The 14808-nt window shown below is 59.5% G+C and carries 12 protein-coding genes; 5 read left to right on the plus strand and 7 right to left on the minus strand.

Translation table 11 applies throughout. The annotated features are described in order from the left end of the window. Nucleotides 1–11: 11 nt before the first annotated feature. Both ACFOEV_RS19880 and ACFOEV_RS19885 read left to right on the plus strand, forming a co-directional pair. On the plus strand, nucleotides 12–1406 hold the full coding sequence (locus tag ACFOEV_RS19880) for an amidase (protein WP_386776635.1): 1395 nt from the start codon (nucleotides 12–14) through the stop codon (nucleotides 1404–1406). A 72-nt stretch (nucleotides 1407–1478) separates the two neighbouring features. After that, nucleotides 1479–2621, plus strand: coding sequence for a DUF3541 domain-containing protein (locus ACFOEV_RS19885; protein WP_386776636.1), 1143 nt, complete (start codon nucleotides 1479–1481; stop codon nucleotides 2619–2621). Here the strand turns inward: ACFOEV_RS19885 and ACFOEV_RS19890 are convergent. The 6 genes from ACFOEV_RS19890 to ACFOEV_RS19915 all read right to left on the minus strand — a co-directional run bounded on the left by ACFOEV_RS19890 (nucleotide 2575) and on the right by ACFOEV_RS19915 (nucleotide 10017). Continuing rightward, nucleotides 2575–3396 (minus strand): PEP-CTERM/exosortase system-associated acyltransferase, encoded by an 822-nt coding sequence (locus ACFOEV_RS19890; protein WP_386776637.1) that lies wholly within the window; start codon nucleotides 3394–3396, stop codon nucleotides 2575–2577. The genes ACFOEV_RS19885 and ACFOEV_RS19890 overlap by 47 nt on opposite strands. A 49-nt stretch (nucleotides 3397–3445) precedes the next feature. Next, nucleotides 3446–6271, minus strand: coding sequence for a bifunctional diguanylate cyclase/phosphodiesterase (locus tag ACFOEV_RS19895; protein ID WP_386776638.1), 2826 nt, complete (start codon nucleotides 6269–6271; stop codon nucleotides 3446–3448). Between the two features lie 51 nt (nucleotides 6272–6322). After that, on the minus strand, nucleotides 6323–7528 hold the full coding sequence (locus tag ACFOEV_RS19900) for a hypothetical protein (RefSeq protein WP_386776639.1): 1206 nt from the start codon (nucleotides 7526–7528) through the stop codon (nucleotides 6323–6325). Further along, nucleotides 7497–7931 (minus strand): hypothetical protein, encoded by a 435-nt coding sequence (locus ACFOEV_RS19905; RefSeq protein ID WP_386776640.1) that lies wholly within the window; start codon nucleotides 7929–7931, stop codon nucleotides 7497–7499. Before ACFOEV_RS19905 ends, ACFOEV_RS19900 begins: the two co-directional genes overlap by 32 nt. A gap of 341 nt (nucleotides 7932–8272) precedes the next feature. After that, nucleotides 8273–9748 (minus strand): sodium:proton antiporter NhaD, encoded by a 1476-nt coding sequence (gene nhaD, locus ACFOEV_RS19910; RefSeq protein WP_386776641.1) that lies wholly within the window; start codon nucleotides 9746–9748, stop codon nucleotides 8273–8275. 125 nt (nucleotides 9749–9873) lie between these two features. After that, entirely contained in the window at nucleotides 9874–10017 is a 144-nt protein-coding gene (locus tag ACFOEV_RS19915) for a 4a-hydroxytetrahydrobiopterin dehydratase (protein ID WP_386776642.1), read from the minus strand. Between the two features lie 154 nt (nucleotides 10018–10171). Here ACFOEV_RS19915 and ACFOEV_RS19920 point away from each other — a divergent pair, with 154 nt between their 5' ends. Next, on the plus strand, nucleotides 10172–10885 hold the full coding sequence (locus ACFOEV_RS19920; protein ID WP_386776643.1) for a DUF3581 domain-containing protein: 714 nt from the start codon (nucleotides 10172–10174) through the stop codon (nucleotides 10883–10885). A gap of 153 nt (nucleotides 10886–11038) precedes the next feature. Next, nucleotides 11039–12757 carry a formate--tetrahydrofolate ligase gene (locus tag ACFOEV_RS19925; RefSeq protein WP_386776644.1) on the plus strand — a complete coding sequence of 573 codons (1719 nt, stop codon included), beginning with the start codon at nucleotides 11039–11041 and terminating at the stop codon, nucleotides 12755–12757. An 8-nt stretch (nucleotides 12758–12765) separates the two neighbouring features. Here ACFOEV_RS19925 and ACFOEV_RS19930 read toward each other — a convergent pair whose 3' ends face one another. Then, entirely contained in the window at nucleotides 12766–13794 is a 1029-nt protein-coding gene (locus tag ACFOEV_RS19930; RefSeq protein WP_386776645.1) for an acyltransferase family protein, read from the minus strand. A 131-nt stretch (nucleotides 13795–13925) separates the two neighbouring features. Between ACFOEV_RS19930 and ACFOEV_RS19935 the strand changes: the two genes are divergently transcribed. Beyond that, nucleotides 13926–14804, plus strand: coding sequence for an alpha/beta hydrolase (locus ACFOEV_RS19935; protein WP_386776646.1), 879 nt, complete (start codon nucleotides 13926–13928; stop codon nucleotides 14802–14804). The last annotated feature ends 4 nt before the right edge of the window (nucleotides 14805–14808 follow it).

Genomic DNA, 14808 nt, shown 5'->3' on the forward strand with positions numbered 1-14808 from the left:
AGGTGTGCGCCATGGATGACTGCCTGAGCCTGACCGCAACGCAACTGCTGGCAGCCTACCGCTGCAAGACTCTTTCCCCGCTGGAATACGTCGAGACACTGACGGCCCATATCGAGCGTTGGGAACCTGAGTTGAACGCACTCTACGCCTATGATCCCGATGGATTACGGCAGGCGGCGAAGGCAGCCACCGAGCGCTGGGCGCGTGGCGAGCCGAGAGGGGCGCTGGATGGGGTGCCGGTGACGCTCAAGGAACTGATCGCCACGCACGGCTTGCCGGTGCCGCATGGCACCCTCGCCGGGGACCATCCTCCGGCGGTGGCGGACGCGCCGCCTGCGGCGCGGCTGAACGAGGATGGCGCCCTGCTGGTGGCCAAGACCACTTGTCCCGATTACGGCATGCTGTCTTCCGGCCGCTCCTCCTTTCACGGGCTGACGCGCAACCCCTGGAACCTGGCATGCAATCCCGGCGGCTCGAGCTCGGGAGCGGCAGTGGCGGCAGCCGCTGGCTACGGCCCCCTGCATGTGGGCACGGATATCGGCGGCTCCATTCGTCTGCCGGCGGCCTGGTGCGGCATCGTCGGTTTCAAACCGAGCCTGGGGCGTATCCCCATCGACCCCTACTATGTCGGGCGTTGCGCCGGGCCGATGACTCGCTGCGTCGATGATGCCGCGCTGATGATGGCCACGCTATCGCGTAGCGACCGCCGCGATGCCATGCGGCTGCCACCGGAAACCATCGACTGGCAGGATCTCGCCTGCGAGGTCGGCGGTATGCGATTGGGGGTGATGCTGGATGCCGGCTGTGGCCTGCCCCTGGACGAGGAAATCCGCCATGTCGTCGAGGCCGCTGCGCGGCAGTTCGAGCGCGCCGGTGCGACCCTGGTCCCTCTGGCGCCGGTCATGACCCGCGAGATGCTCGACGGCCTGGACCGTTTCTGGCGGGCCCGTCAGTGGAGCGAGCTCGAACTCCTGGGGCCCGAGGAGCGTGCCAAGGTACTGCCCGAGATCCTGGCCTGGGCCGGTGACGGGGCACGGCTCAGTGGCGTCGAAGCAGTACGCGGGTTCCAGCAGACCCTGAACATGCGTCGTGCCACCGAGGCAGTGTTCGACGACGTCGATGCGGTGCTGTCGCCCACCACCCCGAACGTCGCCTTTCCCGCCGGCTGGGTTTCGCCGACCAACGACCCCCAACGTCCCTTCGAGCATATCGTCTACACCGTGCCATGGAACATGGGCGAGCAGCCTGCCGTGTCGCTGAATGCGGGGTTCAGCCACGCCGGCATGCCCATCGGTGTGCAGATCATCGGGCCGCGCTTCGCCGATCGCCTGACGTTGCAACTGGCCAGGGCGTTCGAAACCTGGCGAGGCGTCATGACTGCCTGGCCATCGCCGCCGCGAAGCTGACCCTGAACGGCTTCGCGCTGTCGGCGTTGATGGTTATACTCTGCGCAGTCACTTCGTTGCAGGGAGCAACCAATGCAAGGACCGCAGCGCAAGATAGCCCCTCGTCAGCATGTCCTGCAGCTCGGTTGCGTGCTGGTGGTCGCGATGTGGCTCGCGGCCTGCACCTCGCCACTGACAAGGCCGGCGCCGCAAGTCGATATCGCCAGCCAGATCCAGGCCCGCTACGAGGCCGAGTTGTTCACCCTGCCGCTATCCAAGCAACGCCACTATGCGCAGCGGCTGTACCGCATCACCGGCGATGAAAAGTACCTGCCGCTCAATCGAGGCTATGCCAAGCGTCTGATCCCTGGCTTGCGCGAGGATATCGAGGGACTTGCACAGCCTGGTTATGCGCTATCACGCAGTCAGGCCCTGATCGCCGACTACCCTACCCGTACCGACAAGCAGCGGGCCCGCAAGCAGATGCTGGGCGAGTGGGGCGAAATCGCATTTGCCCGCAATCTGCTATTTCGCCTGGTCCAGCTCGAGTACTACCAGCTATTGGAGTCTCCGCCTCTGGCAGGTCACGAGCGAGCTCTGGACTATCTGGCGACGGTGGATTTTCGTGCCTTCCTGACCGATCCGGCGGTCATGCGGGTCTATGCGGCCCAAGTGGCCAATATCGTCTATTACCTGCATCAACTGGGGATCGACGATCTGCGCGGCGAGGTCGTCACGGCCTTTCGCGAACAGTATCCTCCCGAGCGAGATGCCATGCTGTCCAATGCCGAGTATCGCAACAAGATCTACGGCATGACCCATTTCGTGATCGCCGCCAGCCGCTATTATCAACAGCCGGTGAGTGGGCAGGAATTTGCCTGGATACTCGAGGAGTTCGAAGACAGTCTACCGCGCATTCTCGATGAGACTACCGAGGATATTTATGCTGAGGTGGGCATTAGCTTTCTGCTGGCCGGGCAGCAGGAACATCCGGCTATCGAGAGAATCGAAGCCGCGCTCGTGCGTGCCTACAATCCAGAGACACGGATGATTCCCTCACCAAGTGGCAGTAACGATCTTGAGCGTGGCGAGCATCGTAACGTGTTGGCCATCATTCTGTTCAGGTGGCCTGATCAGCTGACTCCGGGACCTTATCTTTCATCTGTTGCAGAGCATCTCAAAGTGGAACTCAATAATTCGTCACGGTTGCATGTCGTTGATGCAGGAATGCCGTAGCATACTGTTGGCTCAGAGTTTCATGAATATGCAGGTAGAGCGGGTGCAAGCTTGGATTCATGGTTATCTCGGCTTGGCGCTGGTCAATGTAATATGCCGCCCGACTGCCATGATAATCTATGATTTCGCCAATCCGGTTAAATTTCAAACCGAACCTTCCCAATAGACGGGCAAAGCGAGGCTCCATCATGGCGAAGACATGATGCCGCTCCACGATGCCAACGAGTGCAGTTGCCGCCAGAAAGAGGCTGATGCTGATAAGCGGAAATAGCTGGCTGTGTTCAGCGCTGATATCCTGGTGTTCAATGTGGCTCGATATTTCCTCATTATTTAACGTTTTTTGTCTTCTGAAATGAAGAGGGACGGCGAGGCGTGACACTTCGCATATCCTGCTTTCAGGCATAAGACGAGGGTGAATTTCTGGATGCTTCAAGCTGCTGTAACAGCTTTGCTCCAAGGGGAGAACATCGAGTGGGTAAGGACCTGACTCTCGGGGAATGACGAGCCGCATGCATCCTGCAGATAGGCCACTTTTCTTATGCGTCAGCAAGCAGTGATATGAAGTGTCGTCATGACTATCTATTTCCAGTTTTTGGTTTTCTTTATACGGTTTTTCATAGCCTAGCTCCTCGCAATACACCTTGTAGCGCAAACCAAAAACTTTGCTTTTCTCTTCTTTTGTGTCTGAGAGTTTAAAGCTGAATTCGTCTATAAATCTCTTGAAAAGAATATCGCTTTTTCCATGGTTATGTGACGGTGGTGAGCCAATTTTCATAGGACTGATTCCTTGATGAATTGGATGTCTATCCATGAGTAACCAATACTCAAGGAATGATCCCGAAAGTATCGCAAGCAGGCATTGGGCGTCCAAGATGGAAGCCTTGGCCATAAGTGATGCCGTACTCTTGCAACAATGATATCAGAACTTCCTGATCGACGAACTCGGCGATAGCCTGCTTGCCGAAGCCCGTGGCGATATCGGCGATGGCCCTGACGATCACCCGACTGTCGGTGCTGGTCGAGAGGCTGCGAATGAAGGAGCCATCGATCTTGATGTAGTCGACGGACAGTTGGCTCAGGTAGTGGAAACTGCTGAACCCTACCCCGAAGTCATCCAGTGCCGTCCGGCAGCCCAGCTCCCGGATGCCGTGCATTACGCCGCGGGCAGTAGCAAAGTCGGTCACGGCGGCCGTTTCGGTGACCTCGAGAATCAGATGGCGCGGGTCGGCACCGCTGGCCGCCAACTCATCGGCAAGATACTGTTTGAAATCGTCGTCATGCAGCGACTGCCCGGAAAGGTTGATGGCCAGGCTGATGCCCCGGTGCTGTACGGCCTTGAGAATTTTCAGGCTGGCGCGCAACACCCAGCGGTCCAACTGCACGATCTGACCGCTGCGCTCGGCGATGGGAATGAAATGGCCAGGCGACACCAGGCTGCCATCCTCGTCGCGCATGCGCAGCAGTACCTCATAGTGCTGAACATCGCGGTCGGCCAGGCGTACGATAGGCTGTACCATCAGCTCGAAACCATCGTGTCTCAGGGCCTTGCGAATGCGCTCCACCCAGTAGACACGCTGCTGCAGTTCGTCCTTGGCGCGCTCGATGGTGGCAAGCAGATGCCAGCGTTGAACGCCACTTTCCTTGGCCTTGTACATGGCCACATCGGCGCTTGCCATCAGGTCGGCAGGCGTATCGCCATGCATTGGATAAAGAGCGATGCCGATACTGGCGATGGCGCGATGCCGGCGTTCGGCTACGGTGAGACCGATATTGTCGAGCAGTTGCTCGATATGCTGGGCGATGCGTATTGCCCGCTCGGCATCGGCCCCTTCCAACAGCATCGAGAATTCATCGCCCCCGAGACGGGCGATCACGCCTTCCCGACCGATCTCCTGGTGCAGCGTGTCGGCGACCATACGCAGCAGACGGTCGCCGGCATGGTGGCCGCTGAGCTCGTTGACATCCTTGAATTGATCCAGGTCCAGGAACAACACGGCACCCGTATGTCCCTTTGCCAAGGCTTGCACGAGTGCTTCCTGAAAGAAGCGGCGATTGTAGAGCTCGGTGAGCGGGTCGCGTTGCGCCAACCAGGTCAGACGTGCTTCGGCTGCCTTGCGCTCGGTGATGTCGAGTCCCACCGAGATGCGTGCCATCGAACGGTCATCGCCGGAGGAAAGTGGAGCATGGTACCAGACAATGGTGCGCTGCTGCTGGCCTGGAATCAGCAGGGTGCGCTCCTCCTGCAGGCTGCCATCGGGTTCGGGTAGGGGGTGATCATCGCGAGTAAAGACGGCATCGAAGCATTGACCGATCAGCGCATCATGGGTCAGGCCGAGCATCGACAGGGCGTAGTCATTGACCAGGGTGATGCGTCCGTTGTCATCCTGGGTGAGAATGAAGACCCGTGCCGTGTCCAGCAGCCCTCCAACGAAGTCACGTTCTTGCGCCAATTCTTTCACTCGCGCGGCCAACTGCTCGCCGCGTGAGCGGACCTCGTCTTCCAGAGTCTCCAACTGATTGGCCAGGTCCAGGGTGGTGCCGTCGAGTACATCGATCTCGTCGGGCAGTCGCTTCCTCGGACGCTGGATAGTCGCCCTGGCCGTTGCAAAGCCTCCCTGAGCCAAGGCGGGCAGAACGCCGGCCAGGCGACGCAGGCGTGCCATGGGTCGCCAGAGAATCGCCAGCAGCATCAATTCGGCAGCCAGCCAGCCGCCCAATGCAGCCACAAGGATGGTGCGCGTGTCCTGATCGATAGCCTCGAGCTGGTCGGTGATATCGGAAATCAGCAGAAAATAGTCGCTGACGCGGCGTTCGCTGCTGCTTGCCATGCGGATCGCGGTCAGTTCATGGTAACGGCCCTGGTGTCGAAGCGTCAGCGGGGTGTCCAGTAGTCGTTGGAGAGACGTGCGGCTGGCCGCTTCCTGCAGCAAGGGTAGGGTTTGCTCCTGATGCGTCAAGGTTTCGAGATGCCCGTTCCAGGCTTCGATGCTGCGGTCTTCTGCCAGATACTTCGGCGCAGGCCGGCCACTGACCAGAAGCGCCACATCGCTTCCAGACACCTGCTGGGCCTGACGGGTCACGTCGGCCAGCGAGCGGGAGACCATCACCAGGCCGACGCTGTCGCCGGCAACCAACACTGGCACGGTGGCGTACTGACGGCAGTCCATGGAACAGCGTCGAGCCGTCAGTGGGGTTTCGGACGACATGACCTGCTGTGCCCAGTTCTTGATAGGGCGCTCGTCATCTGCCAGTCCTTCCCCCCAGGAAGCCATGATTCGTCCCCGCGCATCGAAGACCAGGATTTCATCGAGACCGGTCTCGAGTTGCATGGTAGGCCACTGGGAGGAAAGCGACTCGGCGATCGCTATCTGATCGCCGGAGGCAAGGGCCGGCCCCAATCGGGGGGAGGCTGCCACCAGACTGGCCAGTTGGCGCAAGCTCTCCTCCGAGCGGCTCAGGGCGAGTCTGATTTCCTGTTCTTGGCGTTTGAGATGGGCATCGCGGCTTTGCTGGAATTGGCGTGTCAGGCTGTCATGACCGATATAGGTGAACAGGGTAGCGAGCCCCAGCAGCAACAGGCTGGTGAGGGTGATGACGCGCCAGGTCAGGCTAAGCCTATGACGTTTGTCAGTGGTGTTCGTCTTAGTCATCCTCGCGCATTCCTGGCAGTTCGACACCATTTCCAAGCAACTGTCGGAAGATCAGAATCGCAGTGAAAGCTGGAATAGCAACATGTTCCAGCGACGGCTGGTTTCCCGGGGGTCGGGGTTGTCTTGGAGAGGAAGCCAGCCGGTTCCATCGACATGATGATATTCCGCCGCCAGTAGTACCTGAGGATGCACGGTCCATTGCAAGCCCAAGGTAATGTCGTCGGCGAACTGGGAGTGGGCGGGGCCGGCGCCAATTGCTTCGAAGGCCTTTCCCGAACGGTCGTCACGGTTATTGGTCAGGCTGTCGTAACGGACCAGCCATTGCCAGTCGTCATGAAAGCGGCGAGTGTACTGCACATACCAGCTTTCGCCAGTAATATCGAAGTTGAAGGCATTCAGCCCCGTGAGGCTTGATGAGCGTAACGCATACTCGGCTGTCAGGCTCCAGAGCTCTTCATTGTATTGCAGCGACAGAATCCAGGGCCGGAAACGAAACTCTCCCGTACCGAGTGCCTCGGGAGGGGAGTCGAATCGAGCCTTTACGCTGGCAGCACTCAAGGCGGCGACAATATTTCCGCCCTCGTGTTCGTAGAGCAGTTGTCCAATGTAGGATGTTCGACCATCCACCGAGCGTTCTTGATCGGTCGGGGCCAATTGTTGTTCGAGGTCGTTATCCGTCTGCGGGGTGCCGATGCCTGCCTGGAAGCGGAGGGTTCCAGCAGGCAGACGCTCCTCCGCGTACAGGCTTACACCGTCGGCGGCCAGCCCCAGCGACCGAGTGCGGTCGAAGTAGATGGATTGCGGCAGCAGGATACTGGGCCGGGTAAAGGCGACATCACGAGTCTGGTTGTAAAACCCGAAGGGATTCTTGAAGCGCCCAACCTGAAACCCCAAGCTGCGATGCTGATCCGAGATCATTTGATAGTCGATCACGCCATAGTCCAGCACCGGCTGTGCATCGCTGCCGTCCCCCCCGGCCCGGCGGCTCAATACCTGGGCGGCTACCAGTACATCCTGATGCGGGCGAAACGAGGCATTGGCACCGATTTCGGTGAACTTGACACTGCCACCATCACTGCTGGGGCCGAAGAAGTCATTCTCGTCGGTGATGACCAGCGCCTGACTCAGGAAGCCGTGTACCTGCAAGGTATCCAGCATGCCATCGGCCAAGGCCGGGCTGGCGGACCCTGCAATCAGGGCGCACAGTGCCAGGCGGGCGCAGGTGTCATTCCATCGATATGACTTGGACACGATCATCCAGGTGCTCCCTTTCCAGATATCCCAGGCCGCCGGGCGTGTCAGCGATACGCTCCAACATCTCGGACTGGGAGAAAACGCGAGTCGGTGCTTGACCGGTGCCTGAGAAGACCAAGCGGTCCCAGGACAACTGAAGCTGATGCGGATAGACAGCAAGGAGTTCCTTGGCGAAGCGGGCATGAACGGGATGGTCATTGGGAAGCACGAAGACGCGTGCGGCTTGGCCATCGGGCCAGGTACGCTGGCGCATGGCAAAGATGGCACGCGCGGTATCGCGATTCAGCGTACTGGTGCCCACCGCCGGGTGAGCCACCAGCACCACCGACTCCTCGTCGGCGAACCCGGCCGAGGGCGTCAACAGGGCCATAAAGATCAACACCAGGCCAAGTATCAATACGGGCATGGTCCGTGACTCCGCTCGGGTCCATCCGCCGGCAAGGCTACCGAGGCCGAAAGACCACGGAAGATCAGCACGCATGGCGCCTGGCTGACGACCCCGGTTCCCGAGGAGCGGGAGTGGGGTCAGGGTTCGGAACAGGTGTCAGATACCTGATTGTCGGTGGTGTCTCGATGGTCCTTCCTCCCTTGCTGCCCCTCATGCCTCTACCGCTCAGCCTTTTTTATGAAGCTTTCTGAAACATCCAAGGAATCAGCCCGATATGTCAGCGGCACCGATTCTACACACTAATACCATTCAAGTTACATCACATGAAGGCGTTGTGCCGGTTTAGTCTCTACACGGTGTCACCCGAACTGGGTGAAGCTCTCGGCATTCAGCCACAAATGGACCAGGATGCTAGCGATATAGCCCAGCAGGATCATCGGGGCCCACTTGAGATGGCCCATGAACGTATAGGAGCCACGTGCCTGCCCCATCACCGCTACGCCGGCAGCGGAGCCCACCGACAACAGGCTGCCGCCAACACCGGCGGTCAGGGTGATCAACAGCCAGTGGCCATGCGACATCTCGGGCTGCATGGTCAAGACGGCGAACATCACCGGGATATTGTCGACTACCGCCGACATCAGCCCGAGGATGATATTGGCGCCGGTGGCATCCCACTGGCTGTACAGCACCTCCGAGAGCATTGCCAGGTAGCCCATGAAGCCGAGTCCGCCGACACACATCACCACGCCATAGAAGAACAGCAGCGTATCCCACTCGGCTCGGGCGATACGATTGAAGACGTCGAAGGGCACTACGCTACCGAGGCGTTCCAGGGCCTGTCTGTCGCCACGGCGTACTGCGATATTGCGCTTGCGTTCCAGTGAGCGGGGCAGGGTGCGGCGCAGATAGTAGCCGAAGAATTGCAGATATCCCAGACCGGTCATCATGCCCAGTACCGGCGGCAGGTGCAGCAGCGTGTGGCAGGCCACGGCACTGGCCACGGTGAGCAGGAACAGGGCGATGATGCGTCGTGCGCCGCGCTTGAGCTCGATGGGCTCGTGATGCGCATGGGGCCGGTGTTTCTTGACGAACAGGCTCATCGCCATGGCCGGCACCAGGTAATTGACCAGCGAAGGCAAGAACAGATCGAAGAATTCATAGAACTTGACCAGCCCGGCCTGCCACACCATCAGGGTGGTGATATCGCCGAAAGGGCTGAAGGCACCGCCGGCATTGGCGGCAACGACGATATTCACGCAACACAGGTTGATGAAGCGGTGATCGCCTTCTGCCACCTTGGTCACCACCGCGCACATCAACAGTGCCGTGGTCAGGTTGTCGGCCACCGGGGAAATAACGAAGGCGAGGGAACCGGTGATCCAGAACAGACTGCGATAGCTGAATCCACGCTGGAGCAACCAGGCGCGCAGTGCATCGAAGACGCGCCGCTCGTCCATGGCATTGATGTAGGTCATTGCCACCAGCAGGAACAGCATCAGTTCGGTGAATTCCAGCAGTGTCTCACGAAAGGCATGCTCGGCGGCATCGGGCATTCCAGCGCTGACATAGACCCAGCCGATCAGGGCCCAGATGATCCCTGCCGCCACCAGCACCGGCTTGGACTTGCGCATGTGCAACTTTTCCTCGCCCATCACCAGTAGATAGGCGAGGACGAAGATGGCCAGGGCGACGATGCCGACGTTGGTGCCGGTCATGTTCAGCGCGCCGGTGGCTGCTGCCAGCACGGGAGGGCTGAAGAACAGGACCAGTGCAGCGAGACAGAGGGTGGGCAGGTATCGAGGGACGGACGGGGGGTATACGTTGATATGCATGGAGGTAGCGGTTTTTATTAGCCAGGAAAAAAGGAAGCCCGATGCTACCATGAAGGCGTACATGGAAACTCCGCTACATTAGGCTCAGTACCCAAAGCGACGGTGCTCGCTGCCCGTCGGTGCCGTCACTTCCCCAGTCGGTCGATTTGCTTGGCAAGGGGGAAATCGCGCTCGCTGATTCCACCGGTTTCATGGGTGGTCAACCAGATATCCACGGTCTGGTAGACGTTGAACCACTCGGGATGAATGCTTGAGGGCCTGGGTGTCATCAGCCTTGCGGCTTACACTATGGGAGGAGTCGTCGGATATTTGGCCTTTGATGGTCGTCCGATCAAAGAAGTCATGGACCCCGATGTGGTATAACCGCGATCAGTGTCCCGTGCCAAGTGCGGGTTCTTACCTTGAGGCGCAAGTAGACGACGCATGTTTCTTGACAACTTCCATACACTCACGGACGGTCGTATCCGTATTTCCGCCGAGCAGGCCAGCCACTTCGCCAAGCGGGTTGCAGGCGATTACAACCCGATCCACAACCCGGATGCGCGCCGCTTCTGCGTGCCCGGAGACCTGCTGTTTGCTCTGGTGTTGGCGCGTTTCGGCCTGTCCCAGCGTATGACGTTTCGCTTTCTCAGCATGGTCGGCGCCGGGGTGGCACTCCACTTCCGTGAGCATGCCGATGGGGGCATCCAGGTGGAGGATGACACCGGGAAGGTCTATCTCAAGGTCGAGCGTAGCGGTGAGTCGACCCATGACGAGTCGGTGGTGGAAGCCTTTACCCGGCGTTACGTGGCCTTTTCCGGCAAGAACTTTCCGCATTATCTGAAGCCGCTGATGGAAGCGCAGGGCGTGATGTTCAATCCCCAGCGTCCGCTGGTGATCTACGACAGCATGGGCTTCGCCCTGGACCGGCTCGACGCTCTCGATCCAGGCCTGGAGTTGGCGGACTCCTCGTTCGAGGTGATCGGCAAACGTGGCGAGGCGTTGCTGGAATTTCGCATGACATCGGGCGCCGAGACCATCGGTAGCGGCTCCAAGAAGCTGGTGGTCAGTGGCCTGCGCGACTACGATGCCGATGCCATGGAAGCCATCGTCGATGAATTCTACCGTCTCAGACGGGCCTACGAAGCGATGGCCTGAGGCGATGAGAGATGCCGGTTTTGGGATGTCCGGCGTCGTCCAAGAGCATGCCTGACGAGAGGGGCTGTCGCATCCTGACACCATTGTTGGCGCAAATCGTCAAGAGCCGATAAGGAAGTGCTAACTTCACAGCAGTGCCATCGGTGGTGGATCATGAATACCTCCCTCAATCAACTGGTCACGGCTCTGGCTCCTGGCACACCGGATATCGAGATCGCTCGTGCCGTATTGATGCGGCCGATACTGTCACTGGCCGAAGAAAGGCTCGGCACTCCCGCCCAAGCGTTGATTCCCTATGGTCATTACAAGGCAAAGTTGTCTCATGACTACCTGGCCTCGCTGAAGGAATGCCCCAAAGGCAAGCTGGTGCTGGTGACCGCCATCAGTCCCACACCTGCCGGTGAAGGAAAGACCACGACCAGCGTCGGCCTCGCAGACGCTTTCAACCGTCTGGGGATACAGGCAGCAGCCTGCCTACGGGAACCTTCACTGGGCCCCTGTTTCGGCATGAAAGGCGGCGCGGCCGGTGGTGGACATGCGCAGGTCGTGCCCATGGAAGACATCAATCTGCATTTCAACGGTGACTTCCACGCCATCACTTCGGCACACAATCTTCTCGCTGCGTTGCTAGACAATCATCTGCACTGGGGGAATGCGCTGGACATCGATCCCCAGCGAATCGTCTGGAAACGGGTGATCGATCTCAACGACCGCGCCTTGCGTCACATCACCATCGGCCTTGGCGGCGCGGGCAATGGCATACCGCGCGAAGATGGCTTCGATATTACCGTGGCTTCCGAGGTCATGGCGATCCTGTGTCTGGCCAATGATCTCGACGATCTTGAGCATCGCTTGGGACGGATCATCGTCGCCTACCGTCGCGATGGCTCCCCGGTCACCGCTCACAACCTGGAGGCTGCTGGGGCCATGGCGGTGTTGCTCAGGGATGCCCTGCAACCCAACCTGGTGCAGAGCCTGGAACACAATCCAGCCTTCATCCATGGTGGACCCTTCGGCAATATCGCCCATGGTTGCAGTTCGGTGATGGCGACTCGCGCGGCATTGGCGTTGAACGATGTCGTCGTCACCGAGGCGGGCTTCGGAGCGGACCTGGGGGCCGAGAAGTTCATCGATATCAAGTGCCGGCAATCGGGCCTGTCCCCCGATGCCTCGGTACTGGTCTGCACTCTGCGGGCCCTGCGATTCCACGGCGGTGCCGACAAGGAGAGTTGGGGGATGCCCAACCCGGACAGGGTACGCCAAGGGTTCAGCAATCTCCGCCGTCATGTGGACAATCTGCGGCATTTTGGCTTGTCTCCGATCGTGGCCATCAACACTTTCGACTCGGACTCCCGGGAAGAACTCGACCTGTTGAAGTCGATGTGCGCCGAACTGGGGGTTCAGGCGCTGGAAACGTCGCACTGGGCTCACGGCGGAGCCGGGGCGATGACGCTGGCGGAAGCGTTGAGCGAGCAGCTCGACGAGGCGCCGGCACCCCATGTCAGATGCCTGTATCCTGACAGGCTGTCGCTGGCCGACAAGATCCGCACGGTGGCGACAGAGCTCTATGGGGCGGACGATATCACTCTGCATCCCGCTGCCGCGCGATGGCTGCAGACCTTCGAGGACCTGGGATATGGCGACTTGCCGGTGTGCATCGCCAAGACCCAGTACAGTTTCTCCTGCGACCCCCAGGCGCGTGGCGCCCCCGAAGGGCATCGGCTGGATGTGCGCGAGGTGCGCCTATCGGCGGGTGCCGGCTTCGTGGTCGCCGTGTGCGGCGATATCATGACCATGCCAGGATTGCCGCGGCAGCCTGCCGCGACGCGCATGGAGCTGGACACCCAAGGACATATCGTCGGCCTGTTCTGAGCCCGAGCCTATCGGACCGTCAATTGCTTGCCGAATAGCAGTCCTCCCCCGGGTACCTGGTTGGCCACGATGTTGAAGCCTATCGAGCCGAGGAAGCCGACCACGATCAGCAATGCCGAGTAGAGCACCAGCGGCAAGTGTGCCCAGTGGTCGACGAAATCGACCATTCCGAAGAACAGTGGGTGGGTCAAGTAGATACCGAAAGAGAACTCGTTGATCTTCTTGACCATCGGTGTGGCTGGGCGATCCTTGAGATAACGCATGAAGTACAGGGTAAAGAGGATGAACAAGGGCACCACCCAGACTTCCTTGGAAGAATATTCCAACCAGCTCGGCAGAGACAGCAATATGACGAGGCTGACGAAGCCCGCCAGCCACTTTGGAGAAGACAGCCAATGTAGCAGCATGACCCGTTCCTGGTTCGGGTAGTAACGGGCCAGCAGCACGGCCAGGAAAAACAAGTAGATCCAACCCAGGGGGGCGATCCACAGCAAGTAACCGGGCGGGTCGATGTCGAAGAGTCTTGTCAGGCCCCAGTACGACATGCTGATCAGGCTACCGATCGCCAGGCAGGGGCCGGCGGGAAGAAAACGTTCCAGATCATAGCGCGCATATACCCAGTAGAAGGCGTAGAACTGCGTGGCAATGATCAGGAAATAACCATGCCAGCCGGCATAGATCAGATACTCGATGAAGTTGGCCACGAAACCGATTTCGCCGTGGCTTGTGTCGACGTTCGTATAGTTGACGTTCACGTAGTTGGTGCCGGCATAGATCAGGCCATAGACCACATAGGGCACCATCACGTACTTGACTCGGTTGGCGAGGAAGCCCTCGGGAATGGTCTTGGCGTAACGGACGGAGAACAGGAAGATCGAGATGAAGATGAAGGCGGGGGTACCCAGCACCGTGGGAATCCGCGCCAGATCGACATAGACGTTGTCGATATGTTGGTTGAGCCGGTCCAGAAAGTGGAAGCAAAATACGGCGATACAGCCATAAAAGCGCAACCAGTAGATTTCTTCGATTCTTGCCATGGGGTCCCTGGAGGTTATCCGAACATGGACTTTGAACGGCATCGGCCGAACGATTGTCGGACTTCAATACCGTGAAAGAATTCCTGCGAACCGGTTTTTCATTTTTTTCATGGAGATGGAGGTGATATCGCATGCGCGCGCACCGGTCCCTCGTCGCCATGCTGATACTCACTCTACTGAGCGCCGGTGCGGCCGCGGCCGGACAGATCTCGCACCATGCCTTTCCTTCCGAGATATTGGACCGTGACTATGCCTACAATATCTATTTGCCGAGTGACTATGCCGATTCCGGGTTCTCGTATCCTGTGGTGTATTTGTTACACGGATCTTTCGGCAGTGAGCATGACTGGGTCGGCAAGGGGAGGTTGCGACGGATCGCCGATCGCATGATCCGCAACGGGGACATTCCACCGACGATCTTCGTGATGCCAGGCAGCCAGAGCTGGTGGGTGGATGGCTACAACGAGGAGGCCAGGACCGCCTTCTTCGAGGAGCTGATCCCGCATGTCGATGCGACCTGGCGTACCATCGCCGAGCGTGAAGGGCGAGCCATCGGCGGGCTGTCGGCGGGCGGCTATGGAACCGTCAATTTCGTGCTCGAATATCCACACATGTTTGCGGCGGCGGCGGCCTTGAGTCCGGCCTCGTACGAACCGTTACCGCCACAGCTGTCATCGAGCCATCGGCATCCCGCCTTCATGACTCCGGAAGGAAACTTCGATCCTGAGCTGTGGTTGAGGCTGAATTACCCCGAATACCTCGACGACTACAAGGCACAGGAATATGTCGTGCCCATGTACATCAGCTCCGGTGACCGCGATATCCTCGATATCGAGCGCCATGCCTCCGCACTCTATCGAAGACTGCAGGCTCACCAGCCTGACCGGGTGGCGTTCGAGTTGTTTCGCGGTGGGCACCAATGGCGGGTATGGCGTGCCAGCCTGCCGCCGGCACTGCGCTTCATGGCGACTTATACCAGCTTGCCGCGCAAGGAGCTGGCCGCCGACTGAGGCT

The organism is Litchfieldella rifensis (assembly GCF_042646605.1).
GTDB lineage: Bacteria > Pseudomonadota > Gammaproteobacteria > Pseudomonadales > Halomonadaceae > Litchfieldella > Litchfieldella rifensis.

Coding starts and splice junctions, on each gene's coding strand:
- ACFOEV_RS19925 (WP_386776644.1), top strand. CDS start 11,039: ATGAATACCTCCCTCAATCAACTGGTCACGGCTCTGGCTCCTGGCACA.
- ACFOEV_RS19915 (WP_386776642.1), bottom strand. CDS start 10,017: ATGACACCCAGGCCCTCAAGCATTCATCCCGAGTGGTTCAACGTCTAC.
- ACFOEV_RS19890 (WP_386776637.1), bottom strand. CDS start 3,396: ATGAAAATTGGCTCACCACCGTCACATAACCATGGAAAAAGCGATATT.
- ACFOEV_RS19930 (WP_386776645.1), bottom strand. CDS start 13,794: ATGGCAAGAATCGAAGAAATCTACTGGTTGCGCTTTTATGGCTGTATC.
- ACFOEV_RS19935 (WP_386776646.1), top strand. CDS start 13,926: ATGCGCGCGCACCGGTCCCTCGTCGCCATGCTGATACTCACTCTACTG.
- ACFOEV_RS19885 (WP_386776636.1), top strand. CDS start 1,479: ATGCAAGGACCGCAGCGCAAGATAGCCCCTCGTCAGCATGTCCTGCAG.
- nhaD (WP_386776641.1), bottom strand. CDS start 9,748: ATGCATATCAACGTATACCCCCCGTCCGTCCCTCGATACCTGCCCACC.
- ACFOEV_RS19900 (WP_386776639.1), bottom strand. CDS start 7,528: ATGATCGTGTCCAAGTCATATCGATGGAATGACACCTGCGCCCGCCTG.
- ACFOEV_RS19920 (WP_386776643.1), top strand. CDS start 10,172: ATGTTTCTTGACAACTTCCATACACTCACGGACGGTCGTATCCGTATT.
- ACFOEV_RS19895 (WP_386776638.1), bottom strand. CDS start 6,271: ATGACTAAGACGAACACCACTGACAAACGTCATAGGCTTAGCCTGACC.
- ACFOEV_RS19905 (WP_386776640.1), bottom strand. CDS start 7,931: ATGCCCGTATTGATACTTGGCCTGGTGTTGATCTTTATGGCCCTGTTG.
- ACFOEV_RS19880 (WP_386776635.1), top strand. CDS start 12: ATGGATGACTGCCTGAGCCTGACCGCAACGCAACTGCTGGCAGCCTAC.